General features: G+C 44.6%; 24 protein-coding genes. 9 read left to right on the top strand and 15 right to left on the bottom strand.

Annotated features, from left to right (window positions below; translation table 11 throughout):
- Positions 1-16: 16 nt before the first annotated feature.
- The 5 genes from ACFSR5_RS03670 to ACFSR5_RS03650 form a co-directional block, all read right to left on the bottom strand.
- Entirely contained in the window at positions 17-496 is a 480-nt protein-coding gene (locus tag ACFSR5_RS03670) for a hypothetical protein (RefSeq protein ID WP_380900829.1), read from the bottom strand.
- Positions 497-506: 10 nt separating this feature from the next.
- Positions 507-1,649: a zinc-dependent alcohol dehydrogenase gene (locus ACFSR5_RS03665; protein ID WP_380900827.1), complete on the bottom strand. Its 1,143-nt coding sequence runs from the start codon at positions 1,647-1,649 to the stop codon at positions 507-509.
- A 22-nt stretch (positions 1,650-1,671) separates the two neighbouring features.
- The gene (locus tag ACFSR5_RS03660; RefSeq protein WP_380900825.1) at positions 1,672-3,255 is read right to left on the bottom strand and encodes an FAD-dependent oxidoreductase; all 1,584 of its coding nucleotides are present in this window, start codon (positions 3,253-3,255) and stop codon (positions 1,672-1,674) included.
- Between the two features lie 80 nt (positions 3,256-3,335).
- Positions 3,336-3,854 carry a YciE/YciF ferroxidase family protein gene (locus ACFSR5_RS03655; RefSeq protein ID WP_380900823.1) on the bottom strand — a complete coding sequence of 173 codons (519 nt, stop codon included), beginning with the start codon at positions 3,852-3,854 and terminating at the stop codon, positions 3,336-3,338.
- Positions 3,855-3,978: 124 nt separating this feature from the next.
- Positions 3,979-4,422 (bottom strand): hypothetical protein, encoded by a 444-nt coding sequence (locus tag ACFSR5_RS03650; RefSeq protein ID WP_380900821.1) that lies wholly within the window; start codon positions 4,420-4,422, stop codon positions 3,979-3,981.
- Between the two features lie 392 nt (positions 4,423-4,814).
- Here ACFSR5_RS03650 and ACFSR5_RS03645 point away from each other — a divergent pair, with 392 nt between their 5' ends.
- Positions 4,815-6,983 carry a sensor histidine kinase gene (locus ACFSR5_RS03645; protein WP_380900819.1) on the top strand — a complete coding sequence of 723 codons (2,169 nt, stop codon included), beginning with the start codon at positions 4,815-4,817 and terminating at the stop codon, positions 6,981-6,983.
- A 72-nt stretch (positions 6,984-7,055) separates the two neighbouring features.
- On the top strand, positions 7,056-7,517 hold the full coding sequence (locus ACFSR5_RS03640) for an NUDIX hydrolase (protein ID WP_380900817.1): 462 nt from the start codon (positions 7,056-7,058) through the stop codon (positions 7,515-7,517).
- Between the two features lie 73 nt (positions 7,518-7,590).
- Here ACFSR5_RS03640 and ACFSR5_RS03635 read toward each other — a convergent pair whose 3' ends face one another.
- Positions 7,591-8,577, bottom strand: coding sequence for an alpha/beta hydrolase fold domain-containing protein (locus ACFSR5_RS03635; protein WP_380900815.1), 987 nt, complete (start codon positions 8,575-8,577; stop codon positions 7,591-7,593).
- A 297-nt stretch (positions 8,578-8,874) separates the two neighbouring features.
- On the opposite strand from ACFSR5_RS03635, the gene ACFSR5_RS03630 reads away from it, so the two are divergent.
- Positions 8,875-9,291: a hypothetical protein gene (locus ACFSR5_RS03630; RefSeq protein WP_380900813.1), complete on the top strand. Its 417-nt coding sequence runs from the start codon at positions 8,875-8,877 to the stop codon at positions 9,289-9,291.
- Between the two features lie 438 nt (positions 9,292-9,729).
- Here ACFSR5_RS03630 and ACFSR5_RS03625 read toward each other — a convergent pair whose 3' ends face one another.
- From ACFSR5_RS03625 to ACFSR5_RS03615, 3 genes are all read right to left on the bottom strand, one after another.
- Positions 9,730-10,026 (bottom strand): hypothetical protein, encoded by a 297-nt coding sequence (locus ACFSR5_RS03625; protein WP_380900811.1) that lies wholly within the window; start codon positions 10,024-10,026, stop codon positions 9,730-9,732.
- 47 nt (positions 10,027-10,073) lie between these two features.
- Positions 10,074-10,451: an SPW repeat domain-containing protein gene (locus ACFSR5_RS03620; RefSeq protein WP_380900809.1), complete on the bottom strand. Its 378-nt coding sequence runs from the start codon at positions 10,449-10,451 to the stop codon at positions 10,074-10,076.
- 96 nt (positions 10,452-10,547) lie between these two features.
- Positions 10,548-11,078, bottom strand: a complete 531-nt coding sequence (locus tag ACFSR5_RS03615; protein WP_380900807.1) for an RNA polymerase sigma factor — start codon at positions 11,076-11,078, stop codon at positions 10,548-10,550.
- Positions 11,079-11,526: 448 nt separating this feature from the next.
- Here ACFSR5_RS03615 and ACFSR5_RS03610 point away from each other — a divergent pair, with 448 nt between their 5' ends.
- From ACFSR5_RS03610 to ACFSR5_RS03600, 3 genes are all read left to right on the top strand, one after another.
- Positions 11,527-12,372, top strand: a complete 846-nt coding sequence (locus tag ACFSR5_RS03610) for a COG1470 family protein (RefSeq protein ID WP_380900805.1) — start codon at positions 11,527-11,529, stop codon at positions 12,370-12,372.
- An 83-nt stretch (positions 12,373-12,455) separates the two neighbouring features.
- Positions 12,456-13,436 (top strand): ABC transporter ATP-binding protein, encoded by a 981-nt coding sequence (locus tag ACFSR5_RS03605; protein WP_380900803.1) that lies wholly within the window; start codon positions 12,456-12,458, stop codon positions 13,434-13,436.
- A gap of 48 nt (positions 13,437-13,484) precedes the next feature.
- The gene (locus tag ACFSR5_RS03600) at positions 13,485-14,432 is read left to right on the top strand and encodes an ABC transporter permease (RefSeq protein WP_380900801.1); all 948 of its coding nucleotides are present in this window, start codon (positions 13,485-13,487) and stop codon (positions 14,430-14,432) included.
- A gap of 68 nt (positions 14,433-14,500) precedes the next feature.
- Here ACFSR5_RS03600 and ACFSR5_RS03595 read toward each other — a convergent pair whose 3' ends face one another.
- The gene (locus ACFSR5_RS03595; RefSeq protein WP_380903167.1) at positions 14,501-14,965 is read right to left on the bottom strand and encodes a YidH family protein; all 465 of its coding nucleotides are present in this window, start codon (positions 14,963-14,965) and stop codon (positions 14,501-14,503) included.
- Positions 14,966-15,090: 125 nt separating this feature from the next.
- Here ACFSR5_RS03595 and ACFSR5_RS03590 point away from each other — a divergent pair, with 125 nt between their 5' ends.
- Entirely contained in the window at positions 15,091-15,414 is a 324-nt protein-coding gene (locus ACFSR5_RS03590; RefSeq protein WP_380900799.1) for a hypothetical protein, read from the top strand.
- A 200-nt stretch (positions 15,415-15,614) separates the two neighbouring features.
- Here the strand turns inward: ACFSR5_RS03590 and ACFSR5_RS03585 are convergent, their stop codons facing one another.
- Positions 15,615-15,824: a hypothetical protein gene (locus ACFSR5_RS03585; protein WP_380900797.1), complete on the bottom strand. Its 210-nt coding sequence runs from the start codon at positions 15,822-15,824 to the stop codon at positions 15,615-15,617.
- 56 nt (positions 15,825-15,880) lie between these two features.
- Between ACFSR5_RS03585 and ACFSR5_RS03580 the strand changes: the two genes are divergently transcribed.
- Both ACFSR5_RS03580 and ACFSR5_RS03575 read left to right on the top strand, forming a co-directional pair.
- Positions 15,881-16,780: an NAD(P)/FAD-dependent oxidoreductase gene (locus tag ACFSR5_RS03580; protein WP_380900795.1), complete on the top strand. Its 900-nt coding sequence runs from the start codon at positions 15,881-15,883 to the stop codon at positions 16,778-16,780.
- A gap of 149 nt (positions 16,781-16,929) precedes the next feature.
- Positions 16,930-17,418, top strand: a complete 489-nt coding sequence (locus tag ACFSR5_RS03575; RefSeq protein ID WP_380900794.1) for a YdeI/OmpD-associated family protein — start codon at positions 16,930-16,932, stop codon at positions 17,416-17,418.
- A gap of 12 nt (positions 17,419-17,430) precedes the next feature.
- Here the strand turns inward: ACFSR5_RS03575 and ACFSR5_RS03570 are convergent, their stop codons facing one another.
- The 4 genes from ACFSR5_RS03570 to ACFSR5_RS03555 form a co-directional block, all read right to left on the bottom strand.
- Entirely contained in the window at positions 17,431-18,639 is a 1,209-nt protein-coding gene (locus tag ACFSR5_RS03570; RefSeq protein ID WP_380900792.1) for an enolase C-terminal domain-like protein, read from the bottom strand.
- A gap of 300 nt (positions 18,640-18,939) precedes the next feature.
- Positions 18,940-19,449 (bottom strand): CinA family protein, encoded by a 510-nt coding sequence (locus ACFSR5_RS03565; protein WP_380900790.1) that lies wholly within the window; start codon positions 19,447-19,449, stop codon positions 18,940-18,942.
- 446 nt (positions 19,450-19,895) lie between these two features.
- The gene (gene ligD, locus ACFSR5_RS03560) at positions 19,896-22,040 is read right to left on the bottom strand and encodes a DNA ligase D (RefSeq protein ID WP_380900788.1); all 2,145 of its coding nucleotides are present in this window, start codon (positions 22,038-22,040) and stop codon (positions 19,896-19,898) included.
- Between the two features lie 201 nt (positions 22,041-22,241).
- A complete protein-coding gene (locus ACFSR5_RS03555; RefSeq protein WP_380900786.1) occupies positions 22,242-22,433 on the bottom strand; it encodes a cold-shock protein in 192 nt (63 codons plus the stop codon).
- Positions 22,434-22,481 lie beyond the last annotated feature (48 nt).

Here is a 22,481-nt window from a genome sequence, read left to right as displayed (position 1 = left end):
GATTACAGTCATCTTGCTATGTCGTTTTTTTTCGATATAGCGAGATGCAGACCAATACAATTAAGATTCCCGCCGCCTTAACAACGGTGTCTTTTTTTTGATATTTCCACCGTGCCTTCCATCCCCGTTCGCGAAAAATATTTGGCCATTTTCCACGCTGTATATCGTCTATCAGTCCTTCAAGTTCGTTGATGCGATCGGCAAACAAGAGCGGTAACCAATGCCGGTAGCGAGATTCGCTGTGCTGAAAAGCAAAGCGCCTGATATGGCCGCTGAGACCTTGGGGCGGAAGCGTATCCCCGAACACCGCCGATAAGTTAGGGCGCTCATTCGAATGCAGGATTTCAACAAACGGCTGCTGCTGCTGCGGCCGCTCCCAAAGGGCCGTGGTGCCCTCCGCATCTGCATTTCGCATCGGATAGGTGGGTTCGTTGAGCGGATCCGCATCTACGCCCCACCCTTTAATATGCATGAATTTTTCTGGTAAATTTTCCATATAGAATTATTTAAATAGTACGGTGGGGAATAATGACCGGCTTAATGCACTCGTCGAGCTTCGCCGAGAAGATATGGTATGCTTCGGCAATGTCTTCCAACGCAAACCTATGGGTGACAATATCCCGTGGCCGTAAGATTCCGTTTTGTACGTGTTTGATCAGTTTAGGTAGTAGACGCTTTACGGATGTTTGATTCGCTCTAAGGGTTATGCCCTTGTTGACAATATTCCCGATCGGAACCAGATTATCTGTAGGGCCGTACACGCCTACGACGGATACAATCCCTCCTTTTTTGACGGAGTTGATAGCCCAGTGCAGTGCTGTGGCGGAACCTGCTTGTAGCATCAGTTTTTTGCCTGTTATGGTTTGCAACGCATTTCCACACGCTTCCGAGCCCACCGCGTCAATACAAACATCAGCACCAAGCCAATCGGTCAGCCGTTTAATGAACAGTACGGGATCGTCCATCGAACGAAAATTGTATGCTTCGCAAGGGGCATATTTTCTCGCAAATTCCAAGCGATACTCCAAATGATCAATGACGATTACTCGGCCGGCTCCGAAAAGCCAAGCACATCGCGCAGCCATAATTCCGATAGGTCCTGCTCCAAAGACCACCACCGTGTCCCCTACCTTAATGCCTCCCATTTCGGCCGCCTGGTACCCTGTCGGAAGGACATCCGTTAGCAATAGCGCATCCTCCTCATGCATATCTTCTGGTATGACTACTGGCCCAATGTGCGCATACGGGACGCGTACGTACTCCGCTTGTCCCCCGTCGAATCCGCCAGCCACATGGGAATATCCAAAGATGCCACCTACTGCTGTCGACATGGAATTCGACTCGTGGCAGTTCGCGAAAAGTCCCTGCCGGCAAAACACACATTGCCCGCACGCAATATTAAACGGAACCAGCACACGGTCGCCCACCTGAATATTCGATACTGCGGAGCCAATTTCGCGTACAATGCCGATAAATTCGTGACCAAAAGTGCTGCCAACCCGCGTATCAGGCACCATACCGTGGTAAAGGTGAAGATCCGAACCGCAGATACACGCCCGCGTGACCTGCACAATGGCGTCGGTAGGATGCAGGATCTCTGGCATAGGTTTTTCCTCGACACGTACCCGAAAGGGCCCTCGATAGTTCATTGCTTGCATATCTTTTTCTTATTTATTCGTTCATATCTCGTCTAGCGGAAGACGTATCATCTGTAGCTTGCGCAGACGCTTCCTGGTCAAATTCCCATCGTTTAAGCGGAGCAACGGAAGGACCGTTTAACAAGCTTCCATCAGGTGCATAGCGCGCGCCATGGCAGGGACAATCCCAACTGTGTTCTGTATTGTTCCACTTGACCACACATGCTGCGTGGCGACATACCGGATCTACCGCGGTTATATGGCCTTCTTCATCTTTGTATACGCCCACCCGTTCTCCTTCATACTTTACTATCTTGCCCTCGCCACATGCCAATTCAACCATTCCCTCCACTTTTTCCCAAGTAAAGCGATCTTGTATAAAATGCTTAACCACGTCAAGGTTCTCTAGAAGCAGATCCGGTATGCTGGATAAAGGGCCTACGCGTGCCGGCGAGTATAAGTCGCTATAGGTAGATGATTTATTCACAATCAAATCAGCAATCAAAACACCAGACAATGAGCCGAAAATCATACCATTTCCGCCGAAACCGGTGGCTATGTATTCATTGTCGTGACCAGGCCCCGGAAATTGCCCAATGAACGGTAAACTATCCTGACTTTCGTAATATTGAGATGACCACTCGTATCGTTTTTGTTTAGCCGGAAGTGTTCCTCGTACGAATGCCTCGAGTTCCAAAAAATTGTATTGCTCATTTTGATGATGCGCTGTTTTATGATCTTGTCCGCCTACCATGAGATAAGTCTTACCGTTTTCTACAACTTGCCGAAAGTAATGGAAAGGTTCTTGCATATCGTACACTACTTCGTCGGGGAATACATAATTTTCGACGAGTTCCCACACTTGAATGTAACTTCGGTATGGCGACAGTCTGAAACTCATTTGTTGTATACCCGGCGGGGTATGCGTAGCATACACGACGTTGTCGGCTACGAACATGCGTCCATCTGCTGTTTTAATAACTCGTGCACCATCCTTTTCCGTCACGTGTTGTACCAATGTCTGCTCGAGAATATGACCGCCGCGATCTAAAACCGCCTTTAAAAGTCCTTTTAAATACTTCGTGGGATGAAATCGCCCTTGCTCCTGAAACTGAATAGCGTATAGCGAAGGGACACTAAGTGGATTTCCTTCAATCTCCTCACAAGGGATCCCAAGTTCTTTTATCGCATCGCGTATGCGCGTGAGTTCGTCTTTTTCTTTCTCGTTTTGGGCATACATGATTCCGTGGCATCGTTCCAAATCGCATTCGATGTGGTAACGCGCAACATTCCCTTCCACGACGCGTATAGCCTCTCGTGTTGACTCCAATACGCGTCTGGCTTTCTCAACACCATGTTGCTTGATAATCTGCGTATACGGCGTATCCAGCACTGTATTGAGATGAGCCGACGTGCCGCTAGTTGTACCAAAACCGACACGATTGGCTTCTGTAAGCAAACACGTTTTCCCCATTTCAAGCAACCTTACGGCAGTCGTAAGCCCCGTAATTCCTGCTCCTACAATAAGTACATCGTATTTTTCCAGAATCTCAGCCGGTTTCGAGACCGACATGGACGTTTCCTGCCAAACACTTTTGTTTTTTCCGTCACGTAACATAATTTATCGTTTGAGTAAATACCTAGGAGCACCATAAAAAAGCCAGCATGTATACAACGTTGCTGGCTTTTCGAGACGATTTAAACGGTTTCGCCTACATTCGCTTCGTTCATGGCAATTTCCGTTAGCAAGACGTCCGTTTCCTTCTCTTCGGCTAATGTTTGGCCCAAAAGTTCTTTTGCCTCCGAATGATCCATGAGTTTAGCGTACGTCACAACGCATCCATAACTGGCAATTTCGTAATGTTCCACCTTTTGCGCTGCTGCGATCAAGGCTGCATCCAATACTTCTGGACTATCTTGAAAATCTTCGATAATTTCGTCGGCTTCGGCCAACAGTCCTTCCATCGCTTTACATTTTTTGCCACGCGCAGTGAGGCCAAGGCTTGAAAATACATCTTTCAACCGCTGGATGTGTCCTTCGGTTTGTTGATAATGCGTATTGAACGCTTCTTTCAATTTCTCACTTCCGGCTGCGGCCGACATTTTCTTTAATCCCTTAAGTAGCTGACGCTCTGCACCTAAGATGTCTTTTAACTCATCAATAAATAGTTCATGCAAGTGTGCATTTGGCATATTGCCTTCTTTCATTTGTGCCATAACTCTATTCTTTTTAGTTTGTATCAGAACGATGTTTCTCCGGCTTGGTTCCCTAAAACTTTTTTTCTGTAATTTATCGCTATGATTGTCCGTATAAATTAGTCCGGTATACGTATAAATTATGTCAAGCAGTCGCTTCTCGACGTAACGCATGATTCAAAGCCGCCGCCGTAATACCTCCGAGTGTATACCAGACGATCGTTAGGATTTTTGTTGTGGTAGTTTTGGAAACCGGACGATCATCAAATCCTAACTTTTCGGGTAGCAGTACCGCCCCTATGCCGCCGATCAGGCCCAGTGCAATACCTCGCGTCCATCCATTTTTTCCATATCCAACCTGGGCATAATACACGGTGTTGGCCACGATATCCCCCGCCAGTGCAATTCCATATCGCGTGTTCCCCTCTGGCTTAGGAAGACCTGCCTTGTCCACGATCTTATCTATTCCCTGTTCAGCGATCTCTTGCACATGCGGGGCGTCACGCACACCATGTCGCGCAAACTCGTGTACAAGGTTCAGGACCAATGCGCCGCCCAATCCGGCTAAAATTTGTGTTGAATTTTTCATAGCATATTCCATTTATGTTTTGTTCGTTTTCGCGTTTATCGGGAATAATCCAGCTGTTGGACTTATTCATCCGGTTTTAACAAAGACCCGGTTGTCGCTGTTCTGTTGTATTAGATCGAGAAACGCGTACTTTTTCCACCCAATCACGTACAAATCGCCAGGCTTACGTCTGCAAAATAATACGATTCTCACCTGGTTATCCGTATATTTATACGCGTTCTTCTAAAGGTTTCGGTAGTAGTGGCGAATGGTATAGGCAGACTCCTCTACCTAAACAGATGGATGGTTTTATGTGATGAAAAACAAAACATACGACATCACAATATACACGTTCAAAGCGCGTTATATTTAAATATGTGCAGAAAAAACTTAGCTAAACCTAATGATAAATTATGAAGTCAGATAATGGACTGTATACGGAGGTACAGACACGAATACAATCGTTCGGACATCTGGTAGTTTCCACATTAGATCTTCAGATCATTGCCGTCAGCGAACATGTATCGGCATTGACTGACCAGCTACGCGTGCACGAGACAGGTACAAGCCTAGCTGATTTTGTTCGCCGGTGTTTCGGAGAAGCTGCAACGCGCATCTTGACGGCAATTCATGAAATTTCCACTTTTCAGTCACCGCGTAAACTCATCTTACACAACTTGCGGGATAGGGTGTACTATATCAACATCTATGTCTTTCAGAATCGGCTTTATATGGAGTGGGAACAACAAGAACACGAAGCCATACTTGCCGCGGAAATGAATGAAATTGGTTTTCTGTTCGAACAGAATTTATATGACGCTTGGAGTTCACTTTGTTTTTCGATCCAGAAACTTTTGGGGTTTCACCAGGTGGCCATTCTACAGGTCGCCGAAACCGGTGGCAGCCGAGTTATCGCGGAGGCATGCACGGCGCCTTATCCTGTATTGCTTCACACCGAATTTTCGGAGGCTTATATGTCCGCGGATATTCAGGCCCATTATATGGGCCGCGCCTACCTCTATACACCGGATATAGACGCGGAAACACAAATGGTCGAGACTACCGAACATATTGATCTCTCGCCGTGCTTATTCAAGCAATTTCCGGCCGAGCATGCATTTTACATGCGTAGCATCCAGGTCGTATCCGCTTTATTCCTACCGATTATCATCGATAATCGGTTTTGGGGGCTCGTCATCGCACACCATTTCGAATCACGAAGAATCGATCTTCAAAAGCGAAAGCTATGTAGTTTCATCGTGCAAAATGCGGCAAGCAAACAAGCGGGCTTAAATAAGCAACGACGGTTGGAGCATTTAGCAGACATCAAACACGCGGAACGAGAGCTTAAATCTGCACTTTCCGAAAGCAAGACCATTCATGCGGGGTTGATCCGTAACATACACACACTGGCTAAACTAACGCGGGCGGATGGCGTGGCCATCTATTTCCAAGGTGAAAACGTGGCCTTCGGGTTAAGTCCTAACGAGGCACAATTGGAAGAAATCATTACGCTTTTTAAACAGCAGACCAGGCGCCCACTTTGGAAAGATTATAATTTTCGGGAGAAGCGGGCTCTAGAAATCAGTAGCGCTATTCCCTTCGCGGGTTTAATGGTGCTACAGCTCAACGATATGGACGACCATTACCTCGTGTGGTTCCGGAAAGAATCTGTAAACCGGGTTTTACAAATTGATCAACAAGATGCCCGTAGCTCGGTGCCCCGTTCAGAATGGGGCGAGGCTGTACCCTCTTTTGTCATTTGGGAACGCACCGTACGAAACACCGCGATACCTTGGGACGAACACGACATTAGTTATGCATTGAGCGTGCACAACTTGATCAACGAGACCATTGTGAACAAATCGAAAGAGAACGATCGCTTACATGATGAGCTGATCTCGCTCAATAATGAATTAGAGATGCTCACCTTCACCTTGTCACATGATCTCAAAAACCCATTATCCATTGTAAAAATGGGTGTACAATACATGGTGGAAAAAAAGGATGTCTCTGCAGAACAACAGCAAAAATGGGGAGAAACCCTATTAAAAGGAATTGCCGACATCGAAAACTTAGTTCAAAACGCCGTGCAGTTATGTCAAAGCAAGACGTATGAATACGCCAAAGAGCCGACCCCAATGGCCTCAACAATACGCAGTCTTTGCCAGGAAGCACAACTGGTACATAACAATCCAAACTGTGTATTCCAACTGGGCAAGTTACATGCGATTTGCGGTGAAAAAAGTGTATTATATCAAATTTTTCTGAACGTCATCGGTAATGCCGTCAAATATACCTCGGCACATCAAGCTCCACAGATCGCCATAGATAGCGTACAGGACGAGAACTGGGTTACGTACCAAGTAGAAGATAATGGGATTGGAATTCCATCGGAGCATCTTCCACATGTGTTTGACCTTTTCGTTCGGGCCTCCAATGCCACAACTTTTGACGGTACGGGTGTGGGATTGGGGTTAGTTAGGCGAATTATGGACCGATTAGGAGGACATATCTCCCTCTGCAGTGAATTGCATAAAGGAACAAAAGTTACCATGGTATTCCCTAGGGATTGTCGATAGAACACGAAACAGGCGCGGTCTATGAATTGTTTCTTGTTGTAATATGTTCCATTTTAACTCATGATCAGCTTTATGAAAGTAAGCGCAGGCATTTTGTTATTCAAAGAAAAAGACGGTGTCCGTTTCTATTTTTTAGTGCATCCCGGTGGCCCGTTTTGGAAACATAAAGACACCGGAGCTTGGTCTATCCCGAAGGGAGAATTAGATGTGGGCGAAGATCCTCTTCAGCGTGCCCGATGTGAATTTGAAGAAGAGACAGGTCAATCCATTGCGGGTGAATTTTGCATCCTATCTCCGATTCGTCAAAAGGGAGGAAAAGAAGTGCAGGCGTGGGCGGTAAAGGGGGATGTCAACATGGATAAACTTCAAAGCAATAGCTTTACGCTCGAATGGCCCCCGAGATCAGGCAAGCTTATGCAAGTACCTGAAGTTGACCGCTGGGAATGGTTTACGGTTGAACAAGCAATAAAAAAAATAAATCCAGCACAAGTTCCATTCATTCGGGAAGTGGAGGACATGCACCAATTGCAGTAACTTGTCTGTTTTTTGAAAGCCCTTGCCCATCAGAGAGATCGACTTGTCATTTCCTAAGGAACACCTGCACGTTTTAATTTTTCCCAGTATGTCTTTGGATAAAATCGACCGTGATATTGACGAGTTCTTCTGTCTTCTTCATCCCGATTTTATTAAATCCGTGGTCCCCTTTGTCTACGCGAATCAGTTGGTTCGGTATATCATAACGATCCAGGGTGTCCTTTAATACTTCCGACTGATTGAGCGAAACGATCTTGTCCTTCGTCCCATGCAAAATCAACGTGGGTACCGCATGCTCGTTTATGAAACGTAGCGGAGAATATCTATCATTCGTTTCTATCACCTTATCACGATCCGTTTTGAAATCGTAGCCTGTCATCGCTAAGGTCAGTTTATTACGAATGTCATAAAGACGTCTAATAAATACCTTAAACATAAACGTAGAAAATCCGTTTAGATCCACTTTGAACAATTCGTTTAGGTCGGTGGGACCAAAGTTATCGACTACGTAACTCACGCGGGCGGAATATGGTTTCAGCTGGGGATCACCAGGAAATTCAGCTTCGGAGGTGTAGGCCATAAGCAATGCCAGGTGCGCTCCTGCGGATCCTCCCCATACACCTATTGTTGTCGTGTCTAAGTTATATTGCTTGGCGTTCGCGCGTAGCCACCGAACAGCGTCCTTGCAATCAGCAATTGGCGCTGGAAAATGAACGTCTTTCGACACCAGGCTGTAGCTGATACTGGCTACGGCAATTTCTTGCTGCAACAACTTTTGTTTCAGCATCCGCGTGTACGGGATGCCATCCAGATCTTTGTTACCAAATGCCCACCCCCCACCGTGAACGACAACAATCACCGGAACGTCCTTTTGTTTGGCACCCTGGGGGATAAACAAATCCAATTGCAGCGAGTCCTCATTTCTCGCAATTTTGTAGGTCTGATTAATGATAGTACTGTAGGCGTAGCGTGCGGAATCCTGCTGCGCGTGAAGTGTCAAGCAAGCGAATAGCATGCCCAATACGAACAGCTTGATCGGTGTGATAATTTTTATGTTCATGGAATAAAAATATTCAATTTAGACAATTGTACATTGCCATCGTCTCATAAACCGTGGAAACGTGATAAAAGTTTTTCCATACTTATTGTTTAGCAATTCTTCAACACCTGAAATGCATCTTGTATCTGTATTTTTTTATTTTTTTAAAACTATTTACCGGCGCGACCGTTCATCCTAAAATCTAATTGCTCATTAAGGTTTAAAGAAGCAGACTCCCTACGGTACCGTTAGGAGTCTGTTTTTTTGACATGAAAGCTACATATATCACCTCCTTGTCACCTGTAATTCGTGCAACGTATGACGACATCAAATAAAATAGGACTACACGCTAAGCTACATGCCGCCGCGGATGCTGAAAAAAGTGGCGACTTAAAAAAAGCGGTACAGATGTATCGCGCGGCGCTTAAGCAAGACCAACTGAATGTTCGCGCCTATTCGCGTCTCATGATCATTTTTCGTAAACAGAAAAATTATCAGGCCGAACTAAAAATCATTACCAAGGCTATTGAGCATCATCAAGAGGCAAATCTCGCCGAACTCGCCGCTGACGAGGATGTTCGTTCGTTGAAATCAACGACCAAGGCGTTGGCACAAAAACTCGGACTGTTAGACGAGAAAGGTATTCCCATCTATCAAGCTGACTATCTTTCAACATGGAAGAAACGCGCAGAGACGGTCAGAAAGAAAATATCGTCGGCCAAGAGTCGGACTTGATATAAGTAAGGAAAGGTGGTTCAGTCCGTGAGCCGGTCTAGTACTTTGCTCAATTTATCGCCGAGGGCAGAACTTTTTTCGATAAAACAGGCCGTAGCGGCGACAAATGGACGACTTCCCCCAATCTCGGATCATTTCTATGAGCAGGCCGGCGATGTATGTGCACTGAACAAAAGATAATTCCTCGCTATATTATCAAGCCGCCACACAATACAGCACCTTATCTCCTTTTTCGACAGATCCTATCTCGTCGACCGATCTGCTGGCTACCGCGTTGTTGCACTTATGCCGCATGGTTGTATCCAACGATGTAGAGACCGATTTATAGTATAGAGGAAGCAGGCTTTTACGAAAGAGATCTTATTCGATTGTATATAGCCATTCCCCTCTTAAAACAAAATCCGCCTGACACCGCGCAAATGGATCACAATAACAAACTTACCAGACCTCCCTATTCGACGCTGTTAAACTGTCGCTTACGTAATTCCGCAATTCATCGTCTTCCAATGCCTTTTTCATATATTCAACCAGAGCATCCTGCCAAGCGGCTAATGCTGTTTCGATGGTGTCTCCACATGCAAAAATACCGGTTTGCGGATCTGCACCCAACAAGCAGCAAAAGGCATTGCCTTGGACATAAACAGTGGGCCGTAGTTCTTTGATTTCCCGGGAGAGCGATTCTGCTGTGAAATCGATGGGTACTATGCATGCGTCTTCGATATACATTTGTTTCATCGTTATTCGTTAAAATGTGTTAAACGGTTCTTCGTGCACAGCGAATCCTAATCGATCTTTACAGGCGGGCGGTGCCTCTTTGTATGCGTGGCCGTAAATAACCCCAAGCCGATCAAAAAAAAGCCTACCAGCATATGGAAAGAGTATAACGCATCACTAAATCCTAATACAAAAGGAGAAGCAATCAGAAAAGCCCCTAAACCGATATCGATCCATAGATGGATGTGCATGGGTAGCATGCGGATTAATCCGCCTTCATTCGCTGTTATTAATGAAATGATACCCACCGCAGCTCCAGAGACAAAGCTGACGGTGGCTGCCGTTCCCACCATGTGAAATTCAGATATAAATGGTCCACAAAGCAATATAAAAACTAGCAAATAATCCATAACAGCATGCCAATATGTTGGAATAAACTTTCTCATGACTTTAGAATTTATACGATGTATTATTAGGCACATCCACGAAGGCTGTCTATAAGCGGGTGTGCCACTAAGCCATCCCTATTTGTGACAACTCGGTTACGCGGCACAATGCGGATCGTTTTGCCGATAAACAGCGAGTTGTTTCTGAAGGGTTTTACGAATAAAATGAATACGTGTTTTAATCGTCCCCTCCGGCATACCAAACTCTTCCGACAATTCACGATACTTGTAACCTTCGGTATAGCGCATAAAAAGGACCTGATAGTCTGCAGGCAACTTGTTTAAGGCGCGCTTGATATCGGACATGATAAATTTGCTCTCCGCGTGATTACCTACCGCTGGTTCTGCACAACCATCTCCTTTATAGGCCGCTTTTTGATGATCTTCAAAGCGATACTGCTTTTGATGCCTTCGGTAATTATTGATATATGCGTTCTTTATAATGACATAAAGCCATGCAACCAGTTTGGGGTGATTAAAAAATTTGTCTACGTAGTTTATGGATTTGACAAGTGCGTCTTGCACCAATTCCTGGATTTCCTCCGGATCCTTCGTAAATTTAAATGCAATATTTCGTAAAATTTGCTGGTTTTTCATCAATTCCGCGTGCAGTTGTTTGCTTTCCATATCTGTTTCCTTTCTTGTAGTCGATGTTTTAGCTTTATAATAGAACACCGCTAACTCGTTAAATTTTGATATCGATATGACCGTACGGAGGGGCCGTGACAAGTACGGAATGGTTTAGGTATTTTCCTATCGGGATAAACATAGGGTTTAAAACACTTTTTTCAGCAAATTCGATTTTTATCAAGAAATAATTTAACGTAAAATAAATGTGAATTCAGGTATTTTTTTTGTGGTAAAAAACCAAACCGCATCGGCCATACGCTTTTTTCAAAGTAGCCTGTACCCATAAGATGTTAGGTAGCTTTTTTTATTTTTTTTGCGCCTGATCTTGAAAAAATAAAATGCGATTTTTATTTTGGCAAAAAAAAACGGAAACAGGTAAGATTACTGGAAAGACATTCTTTATAGACTATTATTCTATTTACTTATAAATTTTAGTTATTGGATTATGTTAACAGGATTACTACGAAGTACTAAATTGTATCCATCTATTTTGTGTGCGCTTTTTGTTTACCTAGGATACGGGATACCCACTCCGGTACAAGCGCAAATCAAATCACCATCGCGGTTTGAAGCCCGTTTACTGAACATGGAGGCACCTGCCAATGAACCATTCCGGTATAATGCAACACTTTTTCACGGGGACACACCACCTGTCGTATATGAATTCCAATCGGATATCCCAGCGGGATGGCAAGTTCGCATGCGAGTAGACGGAAATACAGTGACCTCCGTACAAATGGAACAGGAGCAAAGCCGCGAAATCGGTATCGAAATCAATGCGCCATTTTCGGCAAAACCGGGCAAATACCCGCTGTCCATTAAAGCGCTCTCCCCTAGAGATACCCTGTCGTTAGCCCTCGAGGCGGTAGTACGGGGAACGTATGGCATGGAACTTACCACACCGACGGGACGTCTTAGCGACGAAGTGACGACAGGCAGTCGGAAACAGGTCAAAATTTTGATTAAAAACACGGGCACCCTACCCCTTCAGGATATTGAGCTGTCAGCACAGCTTCCGTCCAAATGGGAGTCGACTTTCGAACCTGCTCAAATTACCCATTTGGAGGCTGGTAAATCGACCGAAGTCCAGGTCGTGCTTAACGTTCCGGAAAAGACGATAGCCGGCGATTATGCTGCAAAACTGTTATCGAAAAATGTTAATACGCAAGCGGAGACCGCTTTTCGGTTCACCGTAAAAACATCCCTGCTATCTGGTTGGATCGGTGTAATTGTTATTGCCTGCGCCATTGGTCTAATTGTCCTGTTAATACGCAAGTATGGAAGACGATAGCGGACGCTACGATTAATAGCGTTCGAATCGCCTATTATTGAGGCTGCAATGCCGACACTCTGAAACTATAAACAAGAAAAACAATGCGTATTCCTATTATTGAACTGACGGATCTTAGCAAACGTTATGGATCGTTTCTGGCCGTCGATCAACTCAATCTCACGATCTATAAAGGCGAGATATTTGGTTTATTGGGTCCGAATGGAGCGGGAAAAACGACAAGTATTCTCATGATGTTGGGATTAGCGGAACCAACAACAGGCACAGCGTTCGTGTGCGGAGAGAACGCGACACGACACCCCATTGCTGTGAAAAGGAAAGTTGGCTATCTGCCGGACAACGTTGGTTTTTATGACAACCTCACTGGGCTCGAAAACTTGACCTTGATTGCACGATTAAACGGATATAAATTGGAAGAGGCGGATCGTAAAGCGAAGACACTGCTGGCGGAAGTTGGTTTAGCGGATCATATGCATAAAAAAACCGCGGCCTATTCGAGGGGCATGAAGCAACGTTTAGGATTGGCAGATGTGCTTATTAAACAGCCTGAAGTTGTTATATTGGATGAGCCCACGCTTGGGATTGATCCGACCGGAGTTGCCGAGTTTTTAGCGCTCATTAGACGCCTTAGCCAGCAGCAGGGCTTAACCGTACTGTTGTCGTCCCATCATTTGCAGCAGGTACAGCAAATTTGTGACCGTGTCGGTATCTTTGTTTCCGGGCGTTTATTGGTGGAAGGAACTGTAGATACCCTAGCGACCAATCTTTTTCAAGAGGAAGGATACATCACCACGGTCAACTTCAAGCAACTTCCTCCAGATATGACCACTTGGGAACGTACACTAGGTGAGCTTAAGTGTGTTCAACAGGTGAAGCGTCACGGAACATCGCTGGAAATTCGTTGCACCGCTGATGACACACCCACTATCGTTCGTTGTCTTGTGCATTTAGGAGCAGATATCACCTCTGTGCAACGGCAAACGTATACGTTGGATGACATTTACACGCGCTATTTCGAAAACAATCTCGTCGTCCCGCATGTCCACCACACGAATCAACAATAAACGCGCACTTAAATAAACGACGTATCTACCAATAAATATATATAATATATGAAACCTATAGAAGTCTTAATAAATAAGGAAGTCGCCGCTCATATTCGAAGTTGGCGTTTTGCTATATTGATCTTTTTAATTATCCTCACTTTCATCGCATCCATGTACGTGTCCTCGTCCAACCTAAGAAGTGCTATAACGGATTTACAGCATTCTGGCGAGTCGTTTATTTATCTTAAACTTTTAACGACAACGGATCAATCGATTCCACCTTTCCATGTTTTTCTCAATTTCCTAGGGCCTTTATTAGGCATTGCGCTCGGATTCGACGCAATCAATGGTGAACAGAATGGAAATACGATGGTGCGCCTTCTCGCCCACCCCATTTATCGGGATAATGTTTTATTGGCTAAATTTTTAGGGCCATTACTTATAATTAGTACGCTTTTCACAGCACTTGTATTGTTGATGTTGGGCGCTGGATTATGGCGTACCGGAGTACGGATTGAAGTTCAAGAATTTATACGTATTATCGGTTTTGTGTTCATGACTATTTTATATGTTGCATTTTGGTTAAGCCTCTCGATTCTCGTCTCCATTCGCTTCAGGCACGCTGCCACATCTGCTTTAACGGCCATAGGAATATGGTTATTTTTTACAGTCTTCTTCCCGATTATCGTTAACTTATTTGTTCGATCTTTTTTACCAAACCCAAGCTACCTTACAGAAAAAGAATTTATTGACTATAACAATCTTATACTTAATATATTGCGATTATCACCGAGCCAGTTGTATACAGATGCGACGACAACATTATTAAGTCCATCGGTGCGGAGTCTAGGTCCAATCACTATGGAGCAAATGGCCGGAGCCATTCCATCAGCTCTTTCTTTTCGACAAAGTGTGCTGATCGTTTGGCCCCAAGTGAGCGGTCTGCTAGCAGCCACTCTCATGTGTTTTGCGTGGGGGTATTATTTATTTATGCGGAAAGAAATCCGAAGTTAGGTAGCAAATTTGTGCATGTGAATGCATGCACAAATTTGCTTTAGCCGTCCCTGAAGTCGAAGTACGCATCAGGAGATATTTTCCAAAAGATACCAAATAAGTGCGCCACTAACCAGAACAATAAAAACGGTTATTGCTATCACAAACGTGCTCGACCCATTATAAAGATCCTTTTCAATACGCGTTTTGGTCTGCTTATAACTCACGAAGGCAAACAGCGTGGTACAGGCCCCTACCGCGACCAACGCGATGCCCATCGCACCTGAGTATCCCCGTGCGGGAACCGTCAGCTCCTCTCCCATCAGCAGCGCGATCTGTTTGATAAATAAGGAAAACTTAACGACTAAAAAGCCGAATCCCATAACCGCGATGCTAGTACGGATCCAGGCCAAAAAAGTCCGCTCATTCGCCAAATGGTCATTTGTTTTATTTCTAGGTGTCTGCATAATACGATTTTGAGTTGTGTGTACACATACCGCGAATGCACGATATGTGTCTATACATAAGGTATCAGTCTGCCTCCAGACACGCATGGGATACCGTAGCGTAAACGCATACGTGTCCAATTTGTTTTCTCATTTTTCGAATATCACGCTTTACAAGTTTTATAAAAACAAAATTCAGTTATAAACGTATCCTGTATATAAAATCTATGGCTATGAATTTTGAAATCCTGACATTGGACGATCTCGCAAAAGCAGATCGCCTTCCGAATATCGTTCATGAACAAACTGAAGAAACTTGGTTTGTTCGGTACGGAGAAGACATCATCGGTGTGGGTTTGTTCTTACCCGACAGTGAACATTGTGTATTAGCGATGGTGGGTAATAGCGAAACGGACAAACAACAGCTTGGCACCTACGGGTCTAGTGATCCGCATGCGAAAGCTATAACCGACGCTTTGCAACTCGCCTTTGAAACCTATCTTCGTTCCGTAAAGGGCGATACCGTAATTGGGTCGTTGCCGATCGAGGAGCAGTGATGTCTTTTGTATCGACCAGTATGTCGTCATGATTGTACGCCATCCGTTGCACTAGGTTCTACGGGTGGGTAAGTTACGCATCCCGACGCTACGGTGTTACCGACCCTATGATGCCCTATTCTTGGAAGTACTCCATATGGGGCCGTATGCTGGACATGCGTTATTAATTAATTTACCAACACAAAAGCAAGCTCAATTTTTTATTTTCTCGATAGCCAACCCAAATTGTTGGACGATTTATGTGCTGAGTTGAGATTATAGCCACTACCTTTTCCAACAGATTTTTGGATGTTAATAACTCGATCGTCGAGGAGTAACGCTTCCGTAAAAGATGTTTTCAGATTCATCGCATATGCCAGACAAAAAATAGTCTGTCCGCCTAGAGGCGGCATGATCTTGTTTTTCTGCATGTTATAAAAAACGAAAGTCTTCGTTGTGCGTACTTTCAATGACAGAAGAACTGAAGATGAAAACATACGATGTTATTATCATAGGCGGCAGTTACGCCGGACTCGCTGCCGCACTTGCCTTGGGTAGGCTTGAGCAGCATACACTAATTATCGACGACGAGCGGCCTTGCAACCGATATGCTCGAGAAGCACACAATGTGTTGGCCCACGATGGCGATATACCCGCCACGCTGATTGGAACAGCAAAGAGCCAATTGGCAACCTATCCAACGATATACTATCTGAACGATCGAGTGCAGACAGCGACCCCGGCATCGGAGGGACTTATTGTCAAGACGGTTCGCAAAAAGGCGTTCCGTACGAAAAAGCTTGTTCTCGCGACGGGAATTGTCGACCAATTACCCGAGACTCCCGGTTTTATAGATTGTTGGGGTAAATCTGTTTTGGATTGTCCATATTGCCACGGGTATGCATACAGGAAACAAAAGACGGTTGTCCTTGCAGAGGGGAAAGAAGCTGTTCGGCTACTTTCATTGGTAAGGAACTTAACCGAAGATATTACTGTTGTTGCTCCAGATCACCGCTCGTTTTCTTCTGCCCAGCGCAACAAACTGAAACGAAAAGGCGTGAATATCATAGAAAAACATATTGAATCGTTCGCTCATACAAACGGACAGGTGAGCAGGATTCTATTTCGGGATCAGAGCAGTATAGCGGCCAACGTAGTATATGCCACTCTACCCTTCGCTTTTCCCGATAATCTCCCAGAACAGCTTGGTTGCCAACTGACCAAGCAAGGCTATATTAAAGTGAACAAATTTCAACAAACGACGGTGCCCCACGTATATGCATGCGGCGATAACTCTAATTTTTTACGGTCTATTACGAGCGCAATCTATGCCGGTCATAAAACGGGAATGAGTATTAACAAAGAGCTCTCGATTCTAGCTTTTTAAAAGACAAAAATCTGCTCCCCAACGTATGAGGTATAGCGAGAAGGTAAAGGCGGAAAAAATCATGTTTCCCTCCCTTCAGCCTTTCGGTTAGGAAGTGTTTGGCGAGCTGGATTTGTAATTGTAACTTTAGCTCAATCAACGCTACAGGAATGTACACATTTGAGGCTACCTTGGAACGTATAGGCATCAACCCATTTGTTTTCGTACCAGACTCGGTGTTAACGTCGCTTTTTCGTGACGCTGGCCGAACAAAAGGGCCAATTCCTGTATACGGATCAGTAAATGGGAAAGCTTATACCCAAACATTGATCCGGTATCAAGGATGTTGGCGCTTCTACATCAACACGGTTATGTTACCGAACTCTCCCAAACGAATCGGAGAAACCGTGGAATTAACCATTGCATTCGACCCTAGGGATCGCAGTTTACATCCCGATCCCGACTTTATGGAGGCGTTGGTGCAAGTCCCTGAGGCGCATGCTGTATTTCAATCCCTGTCGCCTTCTTTGCGGAACGAGATTATTCGCTATATAGCCTCCTTAAAAACGTCGGCTAGTCGCACCAAAAACATACAGCGTGCGATTGGTTTCCTACTGGGCAACAATAGATTCATAGGTCGGGATAAACCTGGTCGGTAACGATTACATGCTTCAGATTTTCTTCAACAATGGCATGCCAAAACCCGGTGCTGAAGGGGGAATCAATTTTCCATTTTGTACCACATAGCCCGATAAATCGACATCATCTGACGTGCTTGTCACTCCTTCAATAGTTACCGTATTTCCTAGTCCACCGGCGAGATGGGCCGTATAATTCGTTTTTAACAACGATCCCCATGCATGGGGCGATGCTTGTGCACCCATTGTTTTTAATTCTGGCATCAATTGACGCCAATTTGTAAATCCGAGTCCTTCGATGTCCGTCAGATGCACATCCAGTAATTTTCTACTAATCAACTCGCGTAACAATTTGGGGTCTGGATCGGCCTCTCCATCTGCTAACAATGTTTTTATTCCCGCACTCCGTACAAAGTCGCGCAATTTTTGGTAGTCGGCTACTGTTTCGTGGAATGGTTCCTCAATCCAAAACAACGAAACAGAAGGAATGCCTCGAAGATATTGAATAAACTGATCTACTGAAAACCCGTTATTGCCATCTACCAAAATCTGACAATCAGGAAACGCCTTCGCAACCGCGTTGGTGACGTCAATATCACGCTGCAATCCCTGTTTGAATGGCATCCATCGGTGTCCGCGGCCAATTTTTAGTTTAAACTGCCTATATCCAACCCCGTAATCGTACTCACATTCTTCCAAAATGCGATCGATTCCGCCCGGCTGGCTAGCAGGTTCGAGGTCGTCAAAGTAGATCATGCCGCTATAATAATCGGTGATAAAAGGCTTTTCACGCCCTAGCATGCTATATACTGGTTTCTGCAGGATGACTCCAGCCAAATCGTGCAATGCTATGTCAAAGGGGATATGTCGTGCTTGTAACGTTCCCGCCTCCGTCGCAAACAAGTCCGATACTTTTTTATCCCGTAGCTCGCCAATCAACTGTTCTGCTTCGCGTTTGGATCCCCGCAACGATGCCCAACCGGTAGCACCTTTATCGGTAGTTAAACGACAAATTTCTACGTTCGGGCCGTAGCCGTGTAAATCAAGGCGGGCATTTTTACCGACCAGTCTGGGATAGCGCAACTGCACGGTTGAAAAATCAATATGTTGAATTCGGTGGTACGCTAGCTCTTGATTGGCCGGATTTTCCAATAGCGAAGAGAAACCATAGCTTTTTGTACCAACAAAGGCAGTTGAAACTATACCTAGATTCAGGGCTTGCAAAAACGTTCGTCTTTTCATAGTCGGTTTATTTCGTAGATAAAGAGATGACCAAAAGGCGCGGTGACGGCGTCCTACTGCGCAAACGGATCAAACAAGTATACAAGCTTAGGCAGCGAATAAATAATAAAAACCGATCAATTTATTGATTATTTGTGTCAGCCATGTTGGAAAAGGGATTTCAAAAAGAGAGTAGAGGCTATGCCTCTACTCGTACATCGATTCTACATTAAACTATATGTATTGAACCAAAAATAAAATCTTTCGACGGTATTTCATGTAGCGAATCAACTACAAGTATCGAAATGTATAGGGCTACTTTTAAAAGATCTTCCGCGCTGTATGTTTCAAAGATTCGTGAAAGCTGTCCAGAGCCATGACAGCGTAGCGATATTGTGCTTCTTCCGGTGAAGTTCCCAGAGGAAGAACGACACGCTCCGAGTGTAGGACCTTACCCTGATGTACAATCACGTAAAAGGCATAAAGCTGTCCCTCCGATTCGTCGACGACTGTTGCATATCCTGTGGTCGCTATCGCCCAGCTCGTTTTTTTAAACAGCTTTGCAACTCCTACCGCCATTTGCTCGGTGACCTCTCTAGATACACAGTTACATTCCTCGGCTAAAGGCCGCTCTACGCCCAAGATCTGTACTTTTTCGTCGATCGTATATGCGGTGACTCCACCCGCGAAAAAATCAGAGGCACCTTCCATCTGCGAAAATGCGCACTGCACTACACCAGCAGTCACGCTCTCCGCGACAGAAACACGTTCCTCTCTCGCTCGTAGTAATGCCCCGATAGCTGCTATCCGCTGTTTTTCGAATTTAATCATTTGTCTAAGTTTGAAAGATTACGTTTTTACGCTGTTTTCGTACGAATGCGTCGTCTTAAAGAAAACAACGAAACGAGCAAGTCGTTTGAAAATTCACACATCCGCTTATTCTGTGGATTAGCCCTTAGACGTTTTTGCTCTCCCCTCGGTCTGTAGTGTGTTCTTCGTCGACTACACCACGGATGGTTCAGGTGTTCCATCTTGGCGCAGGATTGCTCCTTTCTATCTACTCCGATCTTTAAACCAATTGATCGTGACAATGTCTTATATGTATCTGACAAATTTTTAATTGTTACTTTTTGGGATTCCTTCGGTACAGTATCGGAGGAATTCTAGTATATTCCAAAGGCTTCAGCCCAAAAAGAGCAGGTAACGTGCCCTGCTCTCTGACCTTAAATTCAGTATACGAACCACGTTCCTTATATCGCGCAGCCCCTTTCGATTCTCTATAAGGTACTAGCATATTTCTCTACTATTTTTTTTAGGTCGATCCCTGTGCCAAGTACTGGTTTGAAGAGATCGCCTTCACTACGTACCCGTTCCACTGCATTAAAGATATGGAAGTCCTGCATCTTCAAGCCTATCTTTACTTCATCCCAATGTAGGGGCATAGACACGGTTGCTCCCTGCTTTGGCCGCACCGAATATACAGAAGCGATCGTAGCATGTGGTCTATTCTGCAAGAAATCTAAATACATCTTTCCGCGACGATCCTTAATCGTACGTTCTAAACTGGTAAACGCTGGAATCTGCTGATGTACTAACGTGACGATCAAGCGAGCGAATTCCTTAGACTGTTCATATGTATACTTCTGCCCAAGAGGGATGTAGATATGCAGTCCAGTCGAGCCACTCGTTTTACAGTAACAGGGGACACCCATTTCATCCAAGACGTGTTTTGTTACCTGTGCTGCTTCAATTACCTGATCAAAGGAATTTTTATCGGGATCAAGATCAATAATGCAAAAGCTTGGATAATCAGGCTTTTTTACGGTGCTGTTCCAAGGATTCATTTCGATACAGCCAAGGTTCGCCATATAGAGTAATGTGGCCTCGTCTTTCCCGACGAGATAGTGTCGTTCGCGATCGTCGGTATCGCTTATATAGCGGAATGTGTCCACCCATTTCGGCGCCCTGCCCGTCACGTCTTTGTAATAAAAACTTTCTCCGTGGATACCGTCGGGGAATCGGTTCATACTCTGCGGCCTATCTTTTAAGTACGGCAATATATACGGAGCCATTTGATAATAAAAATTAATCAAATCACCTTTCGTTATCCCTTGCTCGGGCCAAAACATCTTTGTTAAGTTGGTAAACTTTAGCTCTTGCTTATTAACGCGCTTAACTTGTGTTTTCTCTGTTGGGTTAAGTAAGGTTTTTCGGATAGGTTTTGGCCGAGGTTTTAGGACATGTCCGTCGGTCTGCTCCACCACCTCGGCCACACGTTTTTCTTTCTCCAAGACGACCGCTGTCGCCTTCTTGTCGCTTCTCATCCCTTCAAAAGATGGATGTCTCATGATTCCGTCTTTGGTGAGTTCTGCGTAATTAACCTCACAGACCAACTCCGGTTTTAGCCAAGTGACTGCTGCCCGCGGTGGGTCTGGACGAAATCGGGACGGTTGGTTAACGTCAGGCTCCTTGAAAAAGGGAGATTTTGCCGTAATTAATGGTTTGAATAAGGTCTTCAGATCTTTTTGCATCGCCATCGTGAACCCTGTGCCTATCTTACCGCTGTAGATCAGCTTATTTTGTTCGTCAAAAACCCCAACCAGAAGACTACTAAACGGCTTTTTGGAGTCTTCATTCAGCGTGTATCCACCAATTACGACTTCTTGTCTCCTGCTCGCTTTAATTTTTAACCAGTCCTTTGTGCGGTTGTGTATTTGATAATTGCTGTCTTTACGTTTAGCCATAATACCTTCAAGGCCGAGTGTCCTTGCCGTTTTTAAAAATTCTATACCTGATGTCTCGAAGTGTTCGCTATAAATAATGATATTACTATCGGGTAGTATCTGATTCAGTATTTCTTTACGTAGTGCTAATGATAAATCTTTCAGATCTTTTCCTTTATACCACAGGAGATCAAAAACATAGTAGACTAACTCCCCATCCGCTTCACTCCGCCACTTTTGCAGAGAGGCGAAGTTGGCTTGACCGTTCGGATCGAGTACAACCACCTCTCCATCCAACACCGCTTCCAATTTAAGTCTTTTCAATTCTTCATAAACAGGATAAAATTTTTCGTTGAAGCTCTTGTCGTTTCGGGATTTCAACTGCACATCGGTTTTATTCACGAAGGCCAACGCCCTGTAACCATCCCATTTCACTTCATATATCCAATCGGCATGATCAAAAGGTTGATCAACCAAGGTTGCTAGCATCGGTTCAACACGATCATAAAAAGCTTGTTTTGGAGCATTTTTTACACTTTTCATCCAATCGCTGGTATGTGGATGTACGGGGGATGCGCGCTGCTTTACACGCGCTTCTATTTGCTCGACAGGATTTCCCTTTAGTTTTTTATCGGTAGGACTGTCGTTGTTACGATCACTACCTTTTCGTTTATAGCTTCTTTTGGGAGACTGTTTCATTTCCTCGTTTTTTATTGGGAGAATAAGCGATTGTTCTGTTTAACAAACGACGCCTATGTGCAAAGGACAACAGACTTGCGAAAAAGTTTTTAGTTTTATCGGCCGCTACATGCTACGGCTATACCCTGCGCGACATCGACAGTGGAAACGAAAAAACCGCCCCTTTTGGGACGGCTTTTACAATATATGCAAGAGTAATTTTTAGATCAACTTAACATTTACTGCATTAGGACCTTTCTTTCCTTCTTCTACCTCAAACGATACGTGATCATTTTCACGAATGTTCTGTTTAAGTCCGGAAACATGAACAAAAACTTCACGACCACCGTCATTTGGAGTAATAAACCCGAAACCTTTTGTTTCGTTAAAAAATTTTACAATGCCTTCTTTCATGGCGATTTAATAAATAAAAAATAAATAAATTGATGCAAAGATAGATAT

The sequence above is a fragment of the Sphingobacterium suaedae genome (assembly GCF_042684625.1).
Taxonomy (GTDB): domain Bacteria; phylum Bacteroidota; class Bacteroidia; order Sphingobacteriales; family Sphingobacteriaceae; genus Sphingobacterium; species Sphingobacterium suaedae.
This window is presented reverse-complemented; position numbering and strand designations above follow the sequence as displayed.

Coding starts and splice junctions, on each gene's coding strand:
- ACFSR5_RS03670 (WP_380900829.1), bottom strand. CDS start 496: ATGGAAAATTTACCAGAAAAATTCATGCATATTAAAGGGTGGGGCGTA.
- ACFSR5_RS03665 (WP_380900827.1), bottom strand. CDS start 1,649: ATGAACTATCGAGGGCCCTTTCGGGTACGTGTCGAGGAAAAACCTATG.
- ACFSR5_RS03660 (WP_380900825.1), bottom strand. CDS start 3,255: ATGTTACGTGACGGAAAAAACAAAAGTGTTTGGCAGGAAACGTCCATG.
- ACFSR5_RS03655 (WP_380900823.1), bottom strand. CDS start 3,854: ATGGCACAAATGAAAGAAGGCAATATGCCAAATGCACACTTGCATGAA.
- ACFSR5_RS03650 (WP_380900821.1), bottom strand. CDS start 4,422: ATGAAAAATTCAACACAAATTTTAGCCGGATTGGGCGGCGCATTGGTC.
- ACFSR5_RS03645 (WP_380900819.1), top strand. CDS start 4,815: ATGAAGTCAGATAATGGACTGTATACGGAGGTACAGACACGAATACAA.
- ACFSR5_RS03640 (WP_380900817.1), top strand. CDS start 7,056: ATGAAAGTAAGCGCAGGCATTTTGTTATTCAAAGAAAAAGACGGTGTC.
- ACFSR5_RS03635 (WP_380900815.1), bottom strand. CDS start 8,577: ATGAACATAAAAATTATCACACCGATCAAGCTGTTCGTATTGGGCATG.
- ACFSR5_RS03630 (WP_380900813.1), top strand. CDS start 8,875: ATGACGACATCAAATAAAATAGGACTACACGCTAAGCTACATGCCGCC.
- ACFSR5_RS03625 (WP_380900811.1), bottom strand. CDS start 10,026: ATGAAACAAATGTATATCGAAGACGCATGCATAGTACCCATCGATTTC.
- ACFSR5_RS03620 (WP_380900809.1), bottom strand. CDS start 10,451: ATGAGAAAGTTTATTCCAACATATTGGCATGCTGTTATGGATTATTTG.
- ACFSR5_RS03615 (WP_380900807.1), bottom strand. CDS start 11,078: ATGGAAAGCAAACAACTGCACGCGGAATTGATGAAAAACCAGCAAATT.
- ACFSR5_RS03610 (WP_380900805.1), top strand. CDS start 11,527: ATGTTAACAGGATTACTACGAAGTACTAAATTGTATCCATCTATTTTG.
- ACFSR5_RS03605 (WP_380900803.1), top strand. CDS start 12,456: ATGCGTATTCCTATTATTGAACTGACGGATCTTAGCAAACGTTATGGA.
- ACFSR5_RS03600 (WP_380900801.1), top strand. CDS start 13,485: ATGAAACCTATAGAAGTCTTAATAAATAAGGAAGTCGCCGCTCATATT.
- ACFSR5_RS03595 (WP_380903167.1), bottom strand. CDS start 14,965: ATGCGTGTCTGGAGGCAGACTGATACCTTATGTATAGACACATATCGT.
- ACFSR5_RS03590 (WP_380900799.1), top strand. CDS start 15,091: ATGAATTTTGAAATCCTGACATTGGACGATCTCGCAAAAGCAGATCGC.
- ACFSR5_RS03585 (WP_380900797.1), bottom strand. CDS start 15,824: ATGCAGAAAAACAAGATCATGCCGCCTCTAGGCGGACAGACTATTTTT.
- ACFSR5_RS03580 (WP_380900795.1), top strand. CDS start 15,881: ATGAAAACATACGATGTTATTATCATAGGCGGCAGTTACGCCGGACTC.
- ACFSR5_RS03575 (WP_380900794.1), top strand. CDS start 16,930: ATGTACACATTTGAGGCTACCTTGGAACGTATAGGCATCAACCCATTT.
- ACFSR5_RS03570 (WP_380900792.1), bottom strand. CDS start 18,639: ATGAAAAGACGAACGTTTTTGCAAGCCCTGAATCTAGGTATAGTTTCA.
- ACFSR5_RS03565 (WP_380900790.1), bottom strand. CDS start 19,449: ATGATTAAATTCGAAAAACAGCGGATAGCAGCTATCGGGGCATTACTA.
- ligD (WP_380900788.1), bottom strand. CDS start 22,040: ATGAAACAGTCTCCCAAAAGAAGCTATAAACGAAAAGGTAGTGATCGT.
- ACFSR5_RS03555 (WP_380900786.1), bottom strand. CDS start 22,433: ATGAAAGAAGGCATTGTAAAATTTTTTAACGAAACAAAAGGTTTCGGG.